This is a genomic window from Paenibacillus curdlanolyticus YK9 (assembly GCF_000179615.1).
GTDB classification, from domain to species: Bacteria; Bacillota; Bacilli; order Paenibacillales; family Paenibacillaceae; genus Paenibacillus_T; species Paenibacillus_T curdlanolyticus.
Genome location: NZ_AEDD01000013.1, coordinates 79,496 through 96,416, shown reverse-complemented (window position 1 = coordinate 96,416; position 16,921 = coordinate 79,496). Strand labels below are relative to the sequence as shown.

Annotated in this window: 14 protein-coding genes; 11 read left to right on the top strand and 3 right to left on the bottom strand. The window is 52.6% G+C overall.

Going from position 1 to position 16,921, the window contains the following annotated elements:
• Nucleotides 1-86: 86 nt before the first annotated feature.
• The gene (locus PAECUDRAFT_RS21605; protein WP_006040286.1) at nt 87-2,420 is read left to right on the top strand and encodes a S9 family peptidase; all 2,334 of its coding nucleotides are present in this window, start codon (nt 87-89) and stop codon (nt 2,418-2,420) included.
• Nucleotides 2,421-2,502: 82 nt separating this feature from the next.
• Here the strand turns inward: PAECUDRAFT_RS21605 and pepT are convergent, their stop codons facing one another.
• Nucleotides 2,503-3,744, bottom strand: a complete 1,242-nt coding sequence (gene pepT, locus PAECUDRAFT_RS21600; RefSeq protein WP_006040285.1) for a peptidase T — start codon at nt 3,742-3,744, stop codon at nt 2,503-2,505.
• Between the two features lie 163 nt (nt 3,745-3,907).
• Between pepT and PAECUDRAFT_RS21595 the strand changes: the two genes are divergently transcribed.
• Nucleotides 3,908-4,783 carry an SPFH domain-containing protein gene (locus PAECUDRAFT_RS21595; RefSeq protein WP_006040284.1) on the top strand — a complete coding sequence of 292 codons (876 nt, stop codon included), beginning with the start codon at nt 3,908-3,910 and terminating at the stop codon, nt 4,781-4,783.
• A gap of 9 nt (nt 4,784-4,792) precedes the next feature.
• Nucleotides 4,793-4,978 (top strand): hypothetical protein, encoded by a 186-nt coding sequence (locus tag PAECUDRAFT_RS21590; RefSeq protein WP_006040283.1) that lies wholly within the window; start codon nt 4,793-4,795, stop codon nt 4,976-4,978.
• Nucleotides 4,979-5,063: 85 nt separating this feature from the next.
• Here the strand turns inward: PAECUDRAFT_RS21590 and PAECUDRAFT_RS21585 are convergent, their stop codons facing one another.
• Both PAECUDRAFT_RS21585 and PAECUDRAFT_RS26675 read right to left on the bottom strand, forming a co-directional pair.
• Nucleotides 5,064-6,236, bottom strand: a complete 1,173-nt coding sequence (locus PAECUDRAFT_RS21585) for a M20 family metallopeptidase (RefSeq protein ID WP_006040282.1) — start codon at nt 6,234-6,236, stop codon at nt 5,064-5,066.
• A 140-nt stretch (nt 6,237-6,376) separates the two neighbouring features.
• A complete protein-coding gene (locus PAECUDRAFT_RS26675) occupies nt 6,377-6,556 on the bottom strand; it encodes a DUF6254 family protein (protein ID WP_006040281.1) in 180 nt (59 codons plus the stop codon).
• A gap of 263 nt (nt 6,557-6,819) precedes the next feature.
• On the opposite strand from PAECUDRAFT_RS26675, the gene PAECUDRAFT_RS21575 reads away from it, so the two are divergent.
• The 8 genes from PAECUDRAFT_RS21575 (at nt 6,820) to polA (ending at nt 16,881) form a co-directional block, all read left to right on the top strand.
• The gene (locus PAECUDRAFT_RS21575) at nt 6,820-8,004 is read left to right on the top strand and encodes a methyl-accepting chemotaxis protein (protein WP_158306263.1); all 1,185 of its coding nucleotides are present in this window, start codon (nt 6,820-6,822) and stop codon (nt 8,002-8,004) included.
• 96 nt (nt 8,005-8,100) lie between these two features.
• On the top strand, nt 8,101-9,027 hold the full coding sequence (locus PAECUDRAFT_RS21570; RefSeq protein WP_006040279.1) for a PstS family phosphate ABC transporter substrate-binding protein: 927 nt from the start codon (nt 8,101-8,103) through the stop codon (nt 9,025-9,027).
• Between the two features lie 233 nt (nt 9,028-9,260).
• Complete coding sequence (locus PAECUDRAFT_RS21565) at nt 9,261-10,283, top strand: PstS family phosphate ABC transporter substrate-binding protein (RefSeq protein WP_006040278.1); 1,023 nt, start codon at nt 9,261-9,263, stop codon at nt 10,281-10,283.
• Nucleotides 10,284-10,397: 114 nt separating this feature from the next.
• Nucleotides 10,398-11,348 carry a phosphate ABC transporter permease subunit PstC gene (gene pstC, locus PAECUDRAFT_RS21560; protein WP_006040277.1) on the top strand — a complete coding sequence of 317 codons (951 nt, stop codon included), beginning with the start codon at nt 10,398-10,400 and terminating at the stop codon, nt 11,346-11,348.
• Between the two features lies 1 nt (nt 11,349).
• Nucleotides 11,350-12,225: a phosphate ABC transporter permease PstA gene (pstA, locus tag PAECUDRAFT_RS21555; protein WP_006040276.1), complete on the top strand. Its 876-nt coding sequence runs from the start codon at nt 11,350-11,352 to the stop codon at nt 12,223-12,225.
• Nucleotides 12,226-12,263: 38 nt separating this feature from the next.
• The gene (gene pstB / locus PAECUDRAFT_RS21550; protein ID WP_006040275.1) at nt 12,264-13,019 is read left to right on the top strand and encodes a phosphate ABC transporter ATP-binding protein PstB; all 756 of its coding nucleotides are present in this window, start codon (nt 12,264-12,266) and stop codon (nt 13,017-13,019) included.
• Between the two features lie 19 nt (nt 13,020-13,038).
• Nucleotides 13,039-13,695 (top strand): phosphate signaling complex protein PhoU, encoded by a 657-nt coding sequence (gene phoU / locus PAECUDRAFT_RS21545; RefSeq protein WP_006040274.1) that lies wholly within the window; start codon nt 13,039-13,041, stop codon nt 13,693-13,695.
• A gap of 528 nt (nt 13,696-14,223) precedes the next feature.
• Nucleotides 14,224-16,881 carry a DNA polymerase I gene (polA, locus tag PAECUDRAFT_RS21540; RefSeq protein ID WP_006040273.1) on the top strand — a complete coding sequence of 886 codons (2,658 nt, stop codon included), beginning with the start codon at nt 14,224-14,226 and terminating at the stop codon, nt 16,879-16,881.
• Nucleotides 16,882-16,921: the final 40 nt, after the last annotated feature.

Sequence of the window (16,921 nt, the reverse complement as noted above, 5' to 3'; positions counted from 1 at the left end):
CCCTAAATTGTCATACCAAAATTGGAAGAATGATCTAATCGTTGATAGAATAAGAGAGTATGAATGAGAGGAGATGGAGAGGGATCATGAATTCGGTTCGCAGCAAACGATTGTCAAAATGGGTCATTGCGTTGTTGGCGCTGGCACTCCTGCTTCCAGCCATTCCAGCGGCAGCGCAAGAAAGTGGCAGCGGGGCTATTACTCGCGGCGATGCCGCTGTACTGCTGCAGCAAACGCTTGGCTTGGAGTCGCCTAAGGCGCTGGACAGCTTCACGGATGTTGGGGTTAGCGATAAAGCGGCAGCAGCGATCTCTGCACTGAAGCAGCAGGGGATAGTCAAAGGCGATGCCAAAGGCTTCAAGCCTAACGATCCGTTAACACGCGAACAGATGGCATCCTTAATCGTTCGGGCTTTTGGCCTCCATGATAATGGGATACAGGTAAATTACAAGGATGCGCAGAAAATTGGGAAAGCCCATCAAGTCGACGCCGTTCGATTGAAGCAATATTTTATTGTGGATGGCTTGACGTTCGATCCGAAGCATCGTGTCAATAAGAATGAATTTGTAACCGCATTAGAGCGCGCAATCGGCTCTGATGTCGAGCAGCAAGGCTCGATTCCGCTGACGGATTTATTCCGCCAGCCAGCCCAGTTCGGCTTCCAGGCATCGCCCGACGGGAAGAAAATCGGGTATATCCAGCCTTGGAATAACCGGCTTAATGTGTTCGTGAAGCAAGCGGGCAGCAGCGAGGCGGTCCAAGTGACGAAGGAGACGGACAACAATATCGCCGGCTTCGCTTGGAAGACGGATAATACGTTGTTGTACGCGATGGATAAGGGCGGCGACGAGAACTATCATATTTACAAAATCAATGCGGATGGCACCGGCCGCAAGGATCTGACGCCATACGAGAATACACGGGCGCTGCTCGTAGATGGCCTTGCGGACCAGCCCGGCTATTTGCTCGTGGCGCTGAACAAACGCGATCCGCGCGTGTTTGATGTGTATCGATTGAATATGGAGAGCGGCGCGCTTGAGCTCGTTGCAGAAAACCCGGGCAATATTAGCGGGTGGATGACCGACCATGACGGCAAGCTTCGAATCGCTATCGCGTCTGATGGCATCATCTCTTCGATTCTGTATCGGGAAACCGAGGATAAGCCGTTCGAGGAGCTGTATACGACGAATGTCGGGGATCAATTTTCTCCAATTATGTTTACGTACGATAACAAGCAGCTGTACGCGCTTAGCAATGTTGGCCGCGATAAGGCGGCAATCGTGCAGTTTGATCCTGTCTCTAAGAAAGCAGTGAAGACGGTTTATGAGAATGCGGACGTCGACGTTTCGGGCATTTTCTTCTCCAACAAAACGAAGCAAATAACCGGCGGGTACTACATATCCGATAAGGTGCATTATGAATTCACTGATGCGGATTGGAAAGCGAAGTATGAAAGGCTGCAAGCCAAGCTGCCAGGCAAATCGATCTCGTTCTTGAGCATCGACGACAACTTGGAAAACATTATGGTGCTCGCTTACAGCGACCGGGCGATGGGAACTTATTATGCTTATGATGCGAAGGCTGACAAGCTGACATTGATCGCGGACACCGCGCCATGGCTGAAGGAGGAGTCGCTTGCAGAGGTGAAGCCTGTCACGTATAAGTCGCGGGACGGTTTGACGCTTCACGGTTATCTCACGCTGCCGAAGGGCGCTGATCCGAAAAATCTGCCGCTCGTCGTCAATCCGCATGGCGGGCCTTGGGCACGCGATGAATGGGGCTTTAATCCGGAAGTGCAGCTGCTCGCGAATCGCGGCTATGCCGTGCTGCAAGTCAATTTCCGGGGATCAACGGGCTACGGCAAAGCCTTCCTCGATGCAGGCAACAAGCAGTGGGGCAAAGCGATGCAGGATGATTTGACGGATGGCGTCAACTGGCTGGTGGGCCAGGGAATCGTGAACAAACATAAAGTTGCGATCTACGGCGCTTCCTATGGCGGCTATGCGGCACTTGCTGGCTTGGCGTTCACGCCGGATGTCTATGCGGCAGGCGTTAGTTATGTCGGGCCATCGAACCTGTTTACGCTGCTGGACACGATTCCTCCGTACTGGTCGACCCAATTGCAAGAGTTCTATACGCGGATGGGCGATCCTGTGAAGGATAAGGATTTGTTGACAGCCGTATCGCCATTGTTCCATGTTGACCAGATCAAAGCTCCGCTGTTCGTGGCGCAAGGACAGAATGATCCGCGCGTGAAGCAAGCGGAATCCGACAGTATCGTCAAAGCGCTAACCGACCGCGGCATCGATGTGCCGTATATGCTGAAGGCGAATGAAGGACACGGCTTTGCATTGCCAGAAAATCAATTGGATTTCTACTTGGCATTGGAACGGTTCCTGCACCGTCATTTGATGGAATAGGATTGTACATGAAAAACGAGGCTGCCCGCGCGGGCAGCCTCGTTTTTTTGCGTTGCGATTCCACTAATAGGAGCGGGCTTGTTTAAGCTTTCACTGCCGATTGCTCGAACAGCTTGGCGATTTCGATAATGACCTTCACGGCTTTCTCCATATTGTCGACCGACACATATTCGTATTTGCCGTGATAGTTTTCTCCGCCTGTGAAAATATTAGGTGTAGGCAGGCCCATATAGGACAGCTGCGAACCATCCGTTCCGCCGCGAATCGGGATAATGTTTGGCTCGATCCCGAGATTGCGCATCGCTTGATCAGCAATATCGACGATGTGTTTGACGGGCTCAATTTTGTCACGCATGTTGTAATACTGATCTTTCAAAGCCAATTCGATACGCGACGGTCCATATTTTGCTTGCAGTTCGCTTACGATTTGCTCCAAATAAGCTTTCTTGGCAGCGAATTTGGCATTGTCATGGTCGCGAATAATGTAGATGAGCTCGGATTGCGAAACATCGCCCTCCATATGAATGAGGTGATAGAAGCCCTCATAGCCTTCCGTATACTCGGGCGCTTCTTGTATGGGCAGCTTCGCATGCAGCTCCATTGCGATCTTGGCGGCATGCACCATCTTGCCTTTTGCAGTCCCTGGGTGGACGTTCGTTCCATGCACTGTAATCCGTGCTTGCGCCGCATTAAAGCTTTCATATTGCAGCTCGCCAAGCGGGCCGCCATCCATCGTATAGGCGTATTTGGCGTCGAAGGCAGCGACGTCGAACTTATGCGGTCCTCTGCCGATTTCCTCGTCTGGCGTGAAGGCGACGCGGATCTTGCCATGCGGAATTTCGGGATGCTGAATCAGGTAATGCATCGCTGTCATAATTTCCGTGATGCCAGCCTTGTCGTCTGCCCCGAGCAGGGTCGTGCCATCCGTCGTGACGAGCGTGTGCCCAGCGTAGCCCGCGAGCTCCGGAAAATCCTGTGTGGACAGCACGACGCCGAGCGCTTCGTTCAACACGATATTGCTGCCGTCATAGTTCTCAACGACTTGCGGCTTTACATTCAGGCCTGTGAAGTCAGTCGCCGTGTCGATGTGGGCGAGGAAGCCGATCGTATCAACCGGCATATCGGTGTTGGACGGCAGGGTAGCCATGACATAACAGTGCTCGTCGATCGTGACCTCCTGCATGCCGATTTGTTTTAGCTCCTCTACGAGCTGGCGCGCAAGCACCCATTGTCCGGGGGTGGAGGGGCATTCGGGATTCGCGTCGTTGGCTTGCGTATCGATCTTTACATATGAGGTGAAGCGTTGAATGAGTTCTTGTTTCATTGGGGATACCTCCGGAGATTCCGATTTCCTCTACATTTTAGCATGACCAAGATCGGGATACGAATGCTAGGAATTTACAGTTGTTTATTTCTGTAAAAAGTGATATCATAAAAATATCAAAAAGATACCGTTTTGCATTCATAGTTGAAGGAGTGTTGAAGGGATGAAGGAATACAAAGCTTGGCATATTAACGGATATTTAGCGCTGCTGTTGTCGCTTATCGCCATTGTTGGCGGTGTGGTGCTGGTTGCTGCAGGCGGTACGACGGAGCCGGAGCCTAACGTTGGATTGATCGTTGCTGGCATTATTTTGTTCGTGGTATTCATTGTTGGCGTTTCGTCCTTAACGATTGTCCAGCCGAACCAAGCCAAGATTGTAACGTTCTTCGGCTCGTATAAAGGAACGATTCGCGACAGCGGGCTTTGGATGGTTATCCCGTTATCGAATAAAGCGACGGTGTCGCTGAAAGTTCGCAATTTTAACAGCCAGACATTGAAAGTGAACGATGAGGAAGGCAATCCGATCGAAATCGGCGCCGTCGTCGTATTTAAAGTGCTGGATACGGCAAAAGCGAGCTTTGACGTGGACAATTACGAACGGTTTGTTGAAATTCAAAGCGAGACGGCCATTCGCCATATCGCGGCTAAATATCCTTATGATACGTTTGGCGACAAGCCAATGGCTTCGCTACGCGGCAACGCCGATGAAGTAGCGGCTGAGCTGCTGCAGGAGCTTCAAGAGCGATTGGTCGTAGCTGGCGTTCAAGTGATTGAGACACGTTTGACGCATTTGGCCTATGCACAGGAGATCGCAAGCGCAATGCTGCAGCGGCAGCAGGCAACGGCCATCGTATCTGCGCGTCAGAAAATCGTCGAGGGCGCCGTCGGCATGGTGGATGCAGCGCTCAAGCAGCTGGAGGCGAATGGGATTCAACTCGATGATGAGCGGCGTGCGGCGATGGTCAACAATTTGATGGTGTCCATCGTATCGGATCGGGCGGCTACTCCGGTCATTAATACGGGCTCGCTTTACAGTTAGGGGCAGCAGATGGCCAGCAAGGACAAAAAAGCGTTTCCGCTCCGCTTGGATCCGGAGCTGTACCGGGCGCTGGAGAGATGGGCGGGCGATGAGTTTCGCAGCGTAAACGGGCATATCGAATTTTTGCTGCGCGAAGCACTGGCTAAGTCAGGCAGGCTGAAGCAGCCGTCGCGTCCTCCTGAGGATTTGGAGTAATCAGAAACGACTGCATGATGTTATACAAAGGAAGGCTGTCGAGAACGTCTCGACAGCCTTTTTTACGTCGTTATTGCAGCAGCGCTTAGATCCGCTTCTCCTCGAACTCGCTGCGCACACGCGCCAGCAGGCTCGGATCCGCGCACACATCATAAGCGGTTGAAGCCAGTATCTTCGCCCCGAAGATAAGGCCTTGCATCGCACGATCCTGCATCGCGGCATCGCGGAATTCAGTCGTGTGGAGCTGATAGGGCTCATCTACGACTTGAATATACGGATGGATGGCAGGGCAGCGTACGGACACATTGCCTAGATCTAATGATCCATTATCTTTGCCGGACGTAATAGCGGAGCTCGGGATACCGCCCTCGACTAGATTTGCCGAGAAGAGTTCGGACAGCGTCTCATTCGTCAGCAGCTCGTCATATGAGAACTCGTAGGCATTCGTTTTGAGCGTACAGCCGGTTTGCAGCGCAGCCCCTTCGGCACAGCGGATTGCCTTCGCCGTTAATTCATTCGTATAAGCGCGCTGCGCAGAACGAAAATAAAACTTGGCCGACGCGTAATCCGGAATGATATTAGGCGCTTGTCCGCCAGCATCGATAATGCCATGGATACGCGCATCGCTGCGGACTTGCTGGCGCAGCGCGTTCAATGCGTTGAATAGCAGAAGGACCGCATCGAGCGCATTAATGCCTTCATGCGGATTGGCTGCCGCATGCGCGGTTTTGCCCGAAAACTCGAACTGGATAGCATCCATGGCCAAGGATTGGCCTGATTTCTCGTATGTATGGTAAGGATGCGCCATCAGCGCAAACGAACAATCGTCGAATAAGCCTGCCTGCGACATCGTCACCTTGGCTCCTTTGGTTTCCTCCGCAGGCGTACCATATACGCGAATGGAACCGCCGGTTTGATCAATGACCGCCTTCAGCCCAACAGCTGCGGCTATCCCCATCACGCCGATTATATGATGGCCGCATGCATGGCCGATTTCCGGCAATGCATCGTACTCGCACAAAAATGCAGCGGTTGCGCCGGGCTTGCCCGAATCATAAGTGGCGATAAAAGCCGTCGGCAGTCCAAGCACGCCTCGTTCTACGGCAAAGCCATGTCGCTCCAGCTCCTCCGCGAGCAGCGCTGATGAACGATATTCCTCATGGCCAAGCTCAGGATGCGCGCCGATATCCAGCGAGAGCGATGTCCAACGCTGCGCATTCGCATCGATCGTATCGACGATTTGCTTCGGTATGGTCATTTCGTTTGCCTCCCCGTACGTTTAGAGTTGAACAGTTATACGTTCATTATACTTCCCTGTATGGGGGAGGAGTCAAAAATTAGAGGCTGCCGCTTTACGCAGGGAAGTTGAGCTGCGTAAGCGCGACAGCCGTTTTGCCGTTAGTGCGCTTTGTCGGGCGTTTGGTCCGGCATGCTTGGTCCTTTGGCATTCGCTAACGAGGCTGGCAGCGTGCCGGGCTCCTCGGCCAGCTCCGCGAACGATTTGATTTTACCGTGCGGATGCTGGTTATGCTTGCGTTGGTGCCAGGCGTTGACGCGGCGGTTTTTGGACGTAGTCATGTTGGCGTAAACCCTTTCGATTCTGATGATGAGTTCATGTTCGCGATTATCCTTTGAAGCATATCGCCCCTCTAGGTTCTTCTCGAATGACCGGAATCATGTGTGCTTCACAGCTAACAATCGTTAGAAATTAATCGAATATTGTCGAAAGTTTACATTCCCCAAACAAAAGTGTGGAGTTCATTTGAACTATTTCGCCTATAGTGTAGCTAGACAAACAGAATTTTCTAATCGGAGGAGTGGTGAATTTGATGGCTCTCAACATGAAAAAAAGGTCGGAAGCAGCAGAAAATGAGGAAATTCGCTCAGATATTACGCCTAACGACTCATTTGCCACCGAGGTGGACAAAACTTCCCGTATTGCCCTGCGTGAAATAACGCTTCGAAATTATACCAGGCCCTGCACGACGGTGAAGGCAGACATGACATGTCTTGCGCTGCTTCAAGCATTCAAGCGAAATGCGGCTGCAGAATGCGCAGTTGTTGTGAATCAAGCGCAGCAGCCGATGGGGCTCATTATGCGCAATCGGTTTTATACGCATTTGAGCCAACGATTCGGTGCGGAGCTTTATTATGACAAGCCGATCACAAAGCTGATGGACAGCAGCCCGCTGCTAGCGCAAGGCGGAATGTCGCCGTCCGTTCTCATCAGCGAAGCGTTAGGACGGGATGAAGCGACCTTATACGATTGTGTAATCGTTACGGAGAATGGCACTGTAAACGGGGTGTTGACGGTTGGCGACCTGCTGCGTCTCTCCCGCGATGTTCAGGAGGAAGCTGTTCGGCGCCAGTCGGCGACGCTCCGCGAAGCCAGAGAGCTGATGGCTGCGATCGACTCAGCGATTGCAGAGGTGAAGGCATCGACGTCAGAAGGGGAGCGAATGTCGGGCGAGATGGTCGAGATGACGCTGCAAGGGAAAACCGAGCTTAATCAGGTAAAAGGCGCATTCGAGCGGCTAATCGATCAGACGCAGGAGCAAGCGGAGCAGTTTAATGAGCTCCAGCACGTCGCGAACGATGTGGGCGATGTCACCGTGCTGATCCGCGATATGGCGGAGCAGTCGAATCTGCTTGCGGTGAATGCTGCCATTGAAGCGGCGAGAGCAGGAGAGCATGGGAAGGGCTTTGCTGTCGTAGCGGACCATATGCGCTTAATGGCAACCGAGACCAAACGTTCGGCTGATCGGATTGCCGGGCTCGTTCACGGCATACAGGAGGCGATTAAGCAGACCGCGAAGCTGACGAGCCAAAGCCAATTGGAAACGTCGCAGAGCAGCGAGCTGGTTCTGTCGGCAGCAGCGGCCTTCGAACGGCTCTTCCGCTCTGCCGTCCATAACAGTGAGAGCAGCAGGCAAGTCGCTTCCCTATCTGATCAAGCGTATGTTCGTTCAGCAAGCGTGCAAGAGCGGATGTCGGCATTAGCGGGAACGATGAAAACAAATGGATAAGTTTACTAGACCTTCATATGAAGATAATTTTCTCTTAACAGACAAGCTCTAAGATCAATCTTGTAGAAACGAACCTAATTCGAGGAGTGGTCATTCTTGTTTAAGAAATTAACATTGAAGCTTGCAGTCGTTGCTGCATGCTTATCGCTGATGGTATCGGCACAAGCCGGCGCAGCAAGCAATCTCAAAGGTACGATTGAAATCGACGGTTCCAGTACGGTATATCCGATCACGGAAGCAGTCGCTGAAGAGTTCGGCAAAGTGCACAAGGACGTTCGCGTAACGGTAGGCGTATCGGGTACGGGCGGCGGCTTCAAACGCTTCTGCAACGGCGAGATCGCTATCTCAGATGCATCGCGTCCAATCTCCAGCTCCGAGAAGGACGCTTGCAAAGCTAAAGGCATCACGTATACGGACCTGACAGTCGCGTATGACGGCATCACAGTTGTTATCAACAAAAACAACACATGGGCTTCGAAGCTGACGACAGCTGAGCTGAAGTCGATTTTCCAGAAGGATTCCAAAGTGAAAACGTGGGCAGACGTTCGCAAAGGCTTCCCGGACGAGAAAATTAACATCTACTCGCCAGGCGCTGATTCCGGCACGTTCGACTTCTTCACGGAGAAAGTAAACGGCAAAGCCAAAGAGAGCCGCAGCGACAAGCAAATTACGTTCAGCGAAGACGATAACGTTCTGGTAGAAGGCGTGACGAAAGACAAATATGCAATTGGCTACTTCGGATACGCTTATTATGTAGAAAACAAAGCGAAGCTGAAATCGGTAGCGATTTATATGGCTAACGGTAAAACGCCAGTAGGCCCTACGCCTACGACGATTGCTACAGGCAAGTACTTCCTGTCGCGTCCAATCTTCATCTATGTGAGCAAAAAAGAGCTGGCTCGTCCAGAAGTGAAAGAGTTCGCGAAGTTCTACATGGCGCATGGCGCTGAGCTGTCGAAGGAAGTCGGCTACATTCCGCTCTCGTCCGGCTGGTACAAATCGCAAGCTAGCAAATTGGACTAGTCCACTATACAGATCGGAGCGCCGCACGGCGTTCCCGATCAGCCAAAGGACGGCTTCGGCCGTCCTTTGTTATGTCATTTTGCAGATAGGGGGCAAATGTTAATCTAGCCATGCATCAGTTCAATATTTTTAACATGGCGTTAACAAACAAAAGATACTCGATTTACATTCGCCCTTTAATATAAAAACCAAGAAGGACGTGCCATAAAACAGAGGATAGAGGAGTGGTTGAGTTGTTGAAAGGGAAAGGTCGTAAAGGAATCGTATTGGTGATGATGGTCGCACTGCTCATGATGCTCGTGGCAGCATGCGGTAACAAAGAAGAAACGAAAGGCTCCACAGAGCCTGCAAATACGGAACAATCGACGGATCAAACGGCAACGAATGAGCAAAGCGGCGACGAAGAAACAGCGGCAGTTGGCCTTAAAGGCGAAGTTGAAATCGACGGCTCGAGTACGGTATATCCGTTGACGGAAGCGGCAGCGGAAGAGTTCGGCAAAGATAACGCGGATGTTCGCGTAACGGTAGGCGTATCCGGCACAGGCGGCGGCTTCAAGCGCTTCTGCAACGGCGAAACGGCAATCAGCGATGCTTCCCGTCCGATCAAAGACGAAGAAGCAGCAGCTTGCAAAGCGAAAGGCATCGAGTACACGGATCTGCAAGTCGCGTATGACGGCCTGTCGATCGTAGTAAGCAAAGACAACGACTTCATCGACCATCTGACGGTTGAAGAGCTGAACAAAATCTTTGTAACGGGTTCGACAGTTAAAACGTGGGCTGATGTGCGCGCTGGCTGGCCTGCAGAAGAAATCAAAATGTACTCCCCAGGCGCTGATTCCGGCACGTATGACTACTTTAACGAAGAGATTCTTGAGAAAAAAGGCATTCGCAACGATACGCAAATCTCGTTCAGCGAAGATGACAATACGCTTGTACAAGGCGTAGAAGGCAGCAAAGACGCAATTGGCTACTTCGGCTTCGCTTACTATGAAGAGAACGCTGATAAGCTCAAGCTGGTTCCGGTTGACGCAGGCAAAGGCGCAATTTCGCCGACGGTTGAAACGATCAAAGACGGCACGTATGCGCCATTGTCCCGCCCGCTGTTCATCTATGTGAACAAAAAAGAGCTGGAACGTCCTGAAGTTAGCGCATTCGTCGACTACTACATCAACAACATCGGCGATATGGCAAAAGAAGTAGGATATGTTCCGCTGCCAGACGAGAAGTACGATGCAGAAGCGGCTAAACTTCAATAATTAAACCATAAGCACTTAACATCCAGAAAAATGTGATGTCTAAAACAGACATCACATTTTTCACGAAATATACGTTAACGAATTGTAAATGTAGAGGCAAGGAGAGAATCCAGCATGCCGAGCGAAGTTGTGCAAACCGCCAACAAGAAGGCAACAGCCGTCAAGCAGCAAGGGCTGTTCAAAAACCGGAAAAAGCATTTGATGGATAAAATCATGCCAGTGTTTCTGTTTCTCTGCGCAGGCTTGTCCATCGCGACAACGATAGGCATTGTTTTCACCCTGATCGGGGAGACGGTCTCGTTCTTCGGAAAAGTATCGATCGTCGAATTTTTCACAGGGACCAAATGGTCGCCGCTTATTGAGCCGAAGAGCTTCGGCATTTGGCCGCTCATCTGCGGTACGCTGCTGATCACCGTCATCGCATGTTTGGTAGCGGTGCCGATCGGGCTAGCAAGCGCGATCTACCTGAGCGAATATGCGCCTACGCGCCTGCGTAAAATCGTGAAGCCGATCCTTGAGGTGCTGGCTGGCGTGCCGACGATCGTATACGGCTACTTCGCGCTCAGCCTCATCACGCCTGTCATTCGCGCGATGTTCTCGCAAGCTGGCGTGTTCAACGCTTTGAGCGCCGGTATCGTCGTTGGCATTATGATCATTCCGATGGTCTGCTCGCTGAGCGAGGACGCGATGTCCGCAGTGCCGCGCAGCTTGCGTGACGGCGCTTATGCGCTAGGGGCTACCCGATTCGAAGTCGCGCTCAAAATCGTAGTTCCGGCTGCCTTCTCTGGCATTGTCGCATCGGCTGTGTTGGCGTTCTCCCGTGCTATCGGCGAGACGATGATCGTTACCGTAGCTGCAGGCTCGACGCCTAAGCTGACGGGCAATCCGCTCGAAAGCATCCAGACCATGACCGCTTATATCGTACAGGTGAGCCTCGGCGATACGCCGCACGGCAGCGTAGAGTACGGCACGATCTTTGCGGTAGGGATGACGCTATTCGTCATTACGTTCTTATTGAATATCCTTGCCCAGTATGTGGCTAGACGGTTCCGGGAGGAGTACTAACATGAACATATTCGAAGATGCGAACCGCAAGCAGATTGCCAAACGCCGCCGCATCGACTGGGTATTGCGCATCCTGTTCCTGTTCGCAACGTCAATCGGTGTGCTGGCGCTAATGGCGCTCTTAACGGATATCGTGATGGACGGCCTCTCCCGGCTGCAGCCGGAATTGTTCAATAACTTCCCATCGCGCAGAGCGACGCAAGCGGGCATGAAGTCCGCAATCGTCGGAACGCTTTATATGCTCGCTATCATGCTGCCGCTCTCGTTCGTGCTCGGCGTAGGCGCAGCGATTTATCTCGAAGAATATGCGAAGAAAAATCGCCTTACTCGCATCATTCAGCTCAACATCAGTACGCTGGCCGGCGTGCCGTCGATCGTCTATGGCATCTTGGGCCTGACCATTTTCGTTCGCATGATGCACTTGGACCGCAGCTTGCTCTCCGGCGCGTTCACGATGACGCTGCTCGTGCTTCCGATCATCATCGTATCGGCGCAAGAAGCGATTCGCGCGGTTCCGAAGTCGCGACGCGACGCTTCGTTCGCCCTTGGCGCAACAAAGTGGCAGACGGTTGCCCGCTCGGTGCTGCCATCGTCCATTTCAGGCATTCTTACAGGCGTTATTCTCGCGATGTCGCGGGCAATCGGAGAAACGGCCCCGCTCGTCATGATCGGCGCGCTGACGTTCGTCGCCTTCTTGCCGGATAGTCCGATGGACTCGTTCACCGTTATGCCAATTCAGATTTACAACTGGGTATCTCGTCCGCAGGAAGCGTTCCAGGAGCTTGCAGCCGCAGGCATTATCGTCCTATTGGCGATGCTGCTGCTCATGAACTTCTCGGCGATCATGCTGCGCAACAAATACAACAAGCATATTTAATCTACGATACGAACGAATCGATTGCGGAGGGATACGCGATGCAAACCTTAATTGAAATTAACAGGCTGAACCTTTTCTATAGTGCTTTTCATGCGCTCAAGAATGTGTCGATGAAAATTCCGGAGAAAGCCATCACGGCGTTCATCGGACCATCGGGCTGCGGCAAGTCGACGCTGCTTCGTACGCTGAATCGGATGAATGACATGATTCCAGGCACGCGTATCGAAGGCGAGATTGCGATCTCCGGCACGGATATTTACTCTGGCGATGTCGATGTAGAGACGCTTCGCAAGAAGGTCGGCATGGTGTTCCAGCAGCCGAATCCGTTCCCGAAATCGATCTACGATAACATTGCTTACGGTCCGCGCCTTCACGGCATTCGCGACCGCAAAGTGCTGGATGAAATCGTAGAAACAAGCCTGCGTTCCGCTGTATTGTGGGATGAAGTAAAGGATCACCTGAAGCGTTCGGCGTTCAGCTTGTCCGGCGGACAGCAACAGCGTCTTTGCATCGCTCGTGCGCTTGCCGTTAACCCGGATATTTTGCTGATGGATGAAGCGACTTCCGCACTGGATCCGATTTCGACGCTGAAGATCGAGGAGCTGGTGCAGGAGCTCAAAGATCGTTATACGATCGTCATGGTTACGCACAACATGCACCAAGCGGCTCGCGTATCGAATCAAACCGTATTCTTCCTCAACGGGGAAGTTATCGAATACGACGAAACGGAAAAGCTGTTCTCGACCCCGTCGGACCAGCGTACGGAAGATTATATAAGCGGCCGGTTCGGCTAAGACAGAGGAGAGTGTAGAGATGTCGCCGCGCAAAGAATTTGATCAGTACCTCGGTGAGCTGCATCAGATGCTCGTTGAGATGGGCGAACGCGTAGAGCAAGCATTGGCGAAGTCGATGCAATCCCTGCAGCAATTGGATACGAATTTAGCGAAGCAGGTCATCGCTTCCGATCCGGATATTAACCGGTTGGAGGAGCGCATCGAGGAGCTGGGCTCGAAGCTTATTTTGACGCAGCAGCCTGTCGCGAAGGACCTTCGCCGCATTTTGTCCGCATTCAAGATTGCAAGTGACCTTGAACGGATGGGCGATCTGTCGCTGGATATCGCGAAAGTCACGATGCGCCTGGAAGGTCAGTCGCTCATTAAACCGTTGATCGACCTGCCGCGCATGGCAGATATCGTGCAGACGATGATTTACGAGTCGATTCAAGCGTTCGTCCAGGAGAATGTCGATCTGGCTTACAAAATGGCCAAGGACGACGATCAGGTCGACGCCTTGTATAAGCAAATTACGCGAGAGCTGTTCTCGCTTATGCTCGAAAATCCGTTGACGATCTCGCAATCGATGCAGCTCAGCTTCGTTGGCCGCTACATCGAGCGGATTGCCGACCACGCAACGAATATCGGCGAGAGCGTCGTGTATCTCGTCACGGGCAAACGTCCGGATTTGAACTAACTTTCGTCATGTATAGGGGATTTGAAGAGAGCTGTTCCAAGAGTCAGAATCAATGGACTTTTGGAATAGCTTTTTTATTTGCTTCAAAAGGATGAAGAACGGTACGGTATCCCCCAAATAACACTTTTGTGTTCTATCCTTCCCCGACTCTCATTACCGTACGTTGCATTCTATACAACGGGAAAGGCAGAAGCGGCCAGCCCCGAAGGTTCCCGTTGCAGTTCATGCAACGAGGTGCTGTCCTGAAGAGCACGAATGTGCCCAAAGCCTAGTAAGCCGCCTTGCTCGTTGCACCATATGCAATGATGCCTCCTTACTTCCGCCTTCGAGTTGATTCCATTGCACGAACTGCAATGAGCAAGTTGGCAGGTTGGTGCATGCTTAAATTCGACGTACACTCGAAGCTCGCAATAGAAACATAACGCCACGCCGACCGCCGCAATGCAAAAAAGGGTTGTCGTTTTATGGTATGATAGAAGGCAGGAAAAGGCAGTCCCATCAATATGAATCGCAGGAGAGATGCCGCTAATGGAAAAGTGGATATTAATCGATGGCAACAGCATTGCATTCCGTGCATTTTACGCGTTGCCCTTGTTGACCAATGCTAGCGGATTACATACGAATGCCGTATTTGGATTTACGACGATGCTGCTGAAGCTGTTGGAGGAAGAGCAGCCGACGCATATGCTCGTCGCGTTCGATGCGGGCAAAATTACGTTCCGTCATGAGGGTTACAGTGAATATAAAGGCGGACGGCAGAAGACGCCTTCTGAGCTATCCGAGCAATTCCCGCTTATTAAAGAGCTGCTGCAAGCGTTCGGCATCAGCCAGTTTGAGCTGTCCGGCTATGAGGCGGATGATATTATCGGCACATTGACGCGCATGGCGGACGAGCAGGGCGCTGAGGTGCTGGTCGTATCGGGCGATAAAGATATGCTCCAGCTTGCGTCCGACCAAGTGACCGTTGCGATTACGCGCAAAGGTGTAGGCGATGTCGATCGGTATTCGCCAGCGCTCATTCACGAGCGTTACGGACTTGCGCCTTTGCAGATCATCGATCTGAAAGGACTGATGGGCGATACGTCCGATAACATTCCGGGCATTCCGGGTGTCGGCGAGAAGACGGCGCTTAAGCTGCTGCATGAATACGGCTCGGTCGAGGGCGTTCTTGAACATGTAGCTGATCTCAAAGGAAAAATGAAAGAGAAGGTTGAGCAGCACAAGGACGATGCGATCATGAGCAAGAAGCTGGCAACGATTTTCCGCGAGGTTCCGCTTGACCGGGGCACCTCGGAAATGGCGTACGGCGGCTATGATCGGCCAACGCTTGCCGGTGCGCTTCGCAAGCTGGAATTCAAGTCGCTGCTTGAGCGGCTCGACCTGACCGGAGAAGGAACGGGAAGTACAGTAGCGGCAGCCGAGCTCAACGTCGTTTCCGTTGCAGCCCACGACGAAGACGCGCTTTCCGCGTTGGCGGCTGGCCTGCGTTCGGTGGAGAGCGTTTATGTCGAGGTAATCGGCGAGAACCCGCATCAGAGCGAGACGATTGCGGTCGCATTGGCGACAGCGGATGTTATTTTTGTCGTACCGATGGCAGAGCTTCAAGCCTCGGCGCTTGGCTTTGTACGCGAGTGGCTGGCGGACGCCGATATGGAGAAGGCAGGGTTCGACCTGCACCGGACGGAGCTATCGCTCGCATGGCACGGCATTGCGCTGAAGGGCATCAGCTTCGATATTCAGTTGGCTGCTTATTTGCTCGATCCGACGGACTCGACGCAATCGATCAGCGGGCTATGCGGCAAATATGGCTTGCCGACCGTACAGGCGGACGAGTCTGTCTATGGCAAAGGCGCGAAATTCAAGCTGCCGGAGGCTGGCGTTTTGCACGGACATATCGCGTCGAAAACGGATGCGGTCCGCAGCATTGCGGCGATCCAGCGCGAAGAGCTGGAGAAGACCGGCATGCATAAGCTGTACTATGATCTGGAGCAGCCGCTGTCCCGCGTGCTTGCAGGAATGGAGCTGCAGGGCATCCGCTGCGATGCTAGCGTCATTGAGCAGCTTGGCGCTGAGCTGGAAAGCCGCATTTCGGACATTATGACGAAGGTATACACGCTGGCGGGAATGGAGTTTAACATTAACTCGCCAAGACAGTTGGGCGAGGTGCTGTTTGAGAAGCTGGGCCTGCCGGTTATCAAGAAGACAAAGACAGGCTATTCGACTGACGCGGACGTGCTGGAGAAGCTTGAGCCGTATCATGAAATTATCCCGTCGATCCTGCTGTTCCGACAGCTGGCGAAGCTGCAATCCACTTATGTGGAAGGGTTATTGAAGGAGATTCGTCCGAATACGGGCAAAATCCATACCTATTACCGGCAGACGATTGCGGCAACGGGTCGCTTAAGCAGCCAATATCCAAACCTGCAGAACATTCCAATCCGCCTGGAGGAAGGCCGCCAGATTCGCAAAGCGTTCGTGCCGTCAGAGCCAGGCTGGTTCATGCTGGCAGCCGACTACTCGCAGATCGAGCTTCGCGTGCTGGCGCATATTTCGGGCGATGAAGGCTTGAAGGAAGCATTCGTGCAGGATCTCGACATTCATACGAAAACCGCTTCGGATGTCTTCGGCGTTCGGCCGGAGGACGTTGATGCCAATATGCGCCGTCAAGCCAAAGCGGTTAACTTCGGCATCGTCTACGGCATTAGCGACTTCGGCTTATCGAACAACTTGAACATTACGCGGAAGGAAGCGGCGCAGTTTATCGAGCAATATTTTGCCGCATTCCAAGGGGTTCGCCGCTATATGGACAACATCGTGGCGCAAGCGCGCACCGATGGATATGTAACGACGCTTCTGGAACGCCGGCGCTACTTGCCAGAAATTAAAGCGTCCAACTTCAACATTCGTTCCTTCGCGGAGCGGACGGCGATGAATACGCCGATTCAAGGAACGGCTGCGGATATCATCAAGCTGGCGATGGTTCGCATGGATGAGCAATTGCGCGCGCGGGGCTTAAGAAGCCGCATGCTGCTGCAGGTGCACGATGAGCTCGTGTTCGAGGTGCCTGCCGATGAGCTGGAGCTGATGAAGGAGCTCGTGCCGCAGGTGATGGAGAGTGCGATTAAGCTGGATGTGCCGCTGAAGGCAGACGTTAGTTTTGGCGACAATTGGTACGAGGCAAAGTAAAGCGAGATGCGTTATCGTAGGAGCATCCCGCGGCATAATG

Excerpts from the sequence above, each read along its gene's own strand:
- PAECUDRAFT_RS21590 (WP_006040283.1), top strand. The coding sequence starts at position 4,793 with ATGGCCAGCAAGGACAAAAAAGCGTTTCCGCTCCGCTTGGATCCGGAG.
- pstB (WP_006040275.1), top strand. The coding sequence starts at position 12,264 with ATGCAAACCTTAATTGAAATTAACAGGCTGAACCTTTTCTATAGTGCT.
- PAECUDRAFT_RS26675 (WP_006040281.1), bottom strand. The coding sequence starts at position 6,556 with ATGACTACGTCCAAAAACCGCCGCGTCAACGCCTGGCACCAACGCAAG.
- polA (WP_006040273.1), top strand. The coding sequence starts at position 14,224 with ATGGAAAAGTGGATATTAATCGATGGCAACAGCATTGCATTCCGTGCA.
- PAECUDRAFT_RS21575 (WP_158306263.1), top strand. The coding sequence starts at position 6,820 with ATGAAAAAAAGGTCGGAAGCAGCAGAAAATGAGGAAATTCGCTCAGAT.
- pstC (WP_006040277.1), top strand. The coding sequence starts at position 10,398 with ATGCCGAGCGAAGTTGTGCAAACCGCCAACAAGAAGGCAACAGCCGTC.
- PAECUDRAFT_RS21585 (WP_006040282.1), bottom strand. The coding sequence starts at position 6,236 with ATGACCATACCGAAGCAAATCGTCGATACGATCGATGCGAATGCGCAG.
- PAECUDRAFT_RS21595 (WP_006040284.1), top strand. The coding sequence starts at position 3,908 with ATGAAGGAATACAAAGCTTGGCATATTAACGGATATTTAGCGCTGCTG.
- pepT (WP_006040285.1), bottom strand. The coding sequence starts at position 3,744 with ATGAAACAAGAACTCATTCAACGCTTCACCTCATATGTAAAGATCGAT.
- pstA (WP_006040276.1), top strand. The coding sequence starts at position 11,350 with ATGAACATATTCGAAGATGCGAACCGCAAGCAGATTGCCAAACGCCGC.
- phoU (WP_006040274.1), top strand. The coding sequence starts at position 13,039 with ATGTCGCCGCGCAAAGAATTTGATCAGTACCTCGGTGAGCTGCATCAG.
- PAECUDRAFT_RS21605 (WP_006040286.1), top strand. The coding sequence starts at position 87 with ATGAATTCGGTTCGCAGCAAACGATTGTCAAAATGGGTCATTGCGTTG.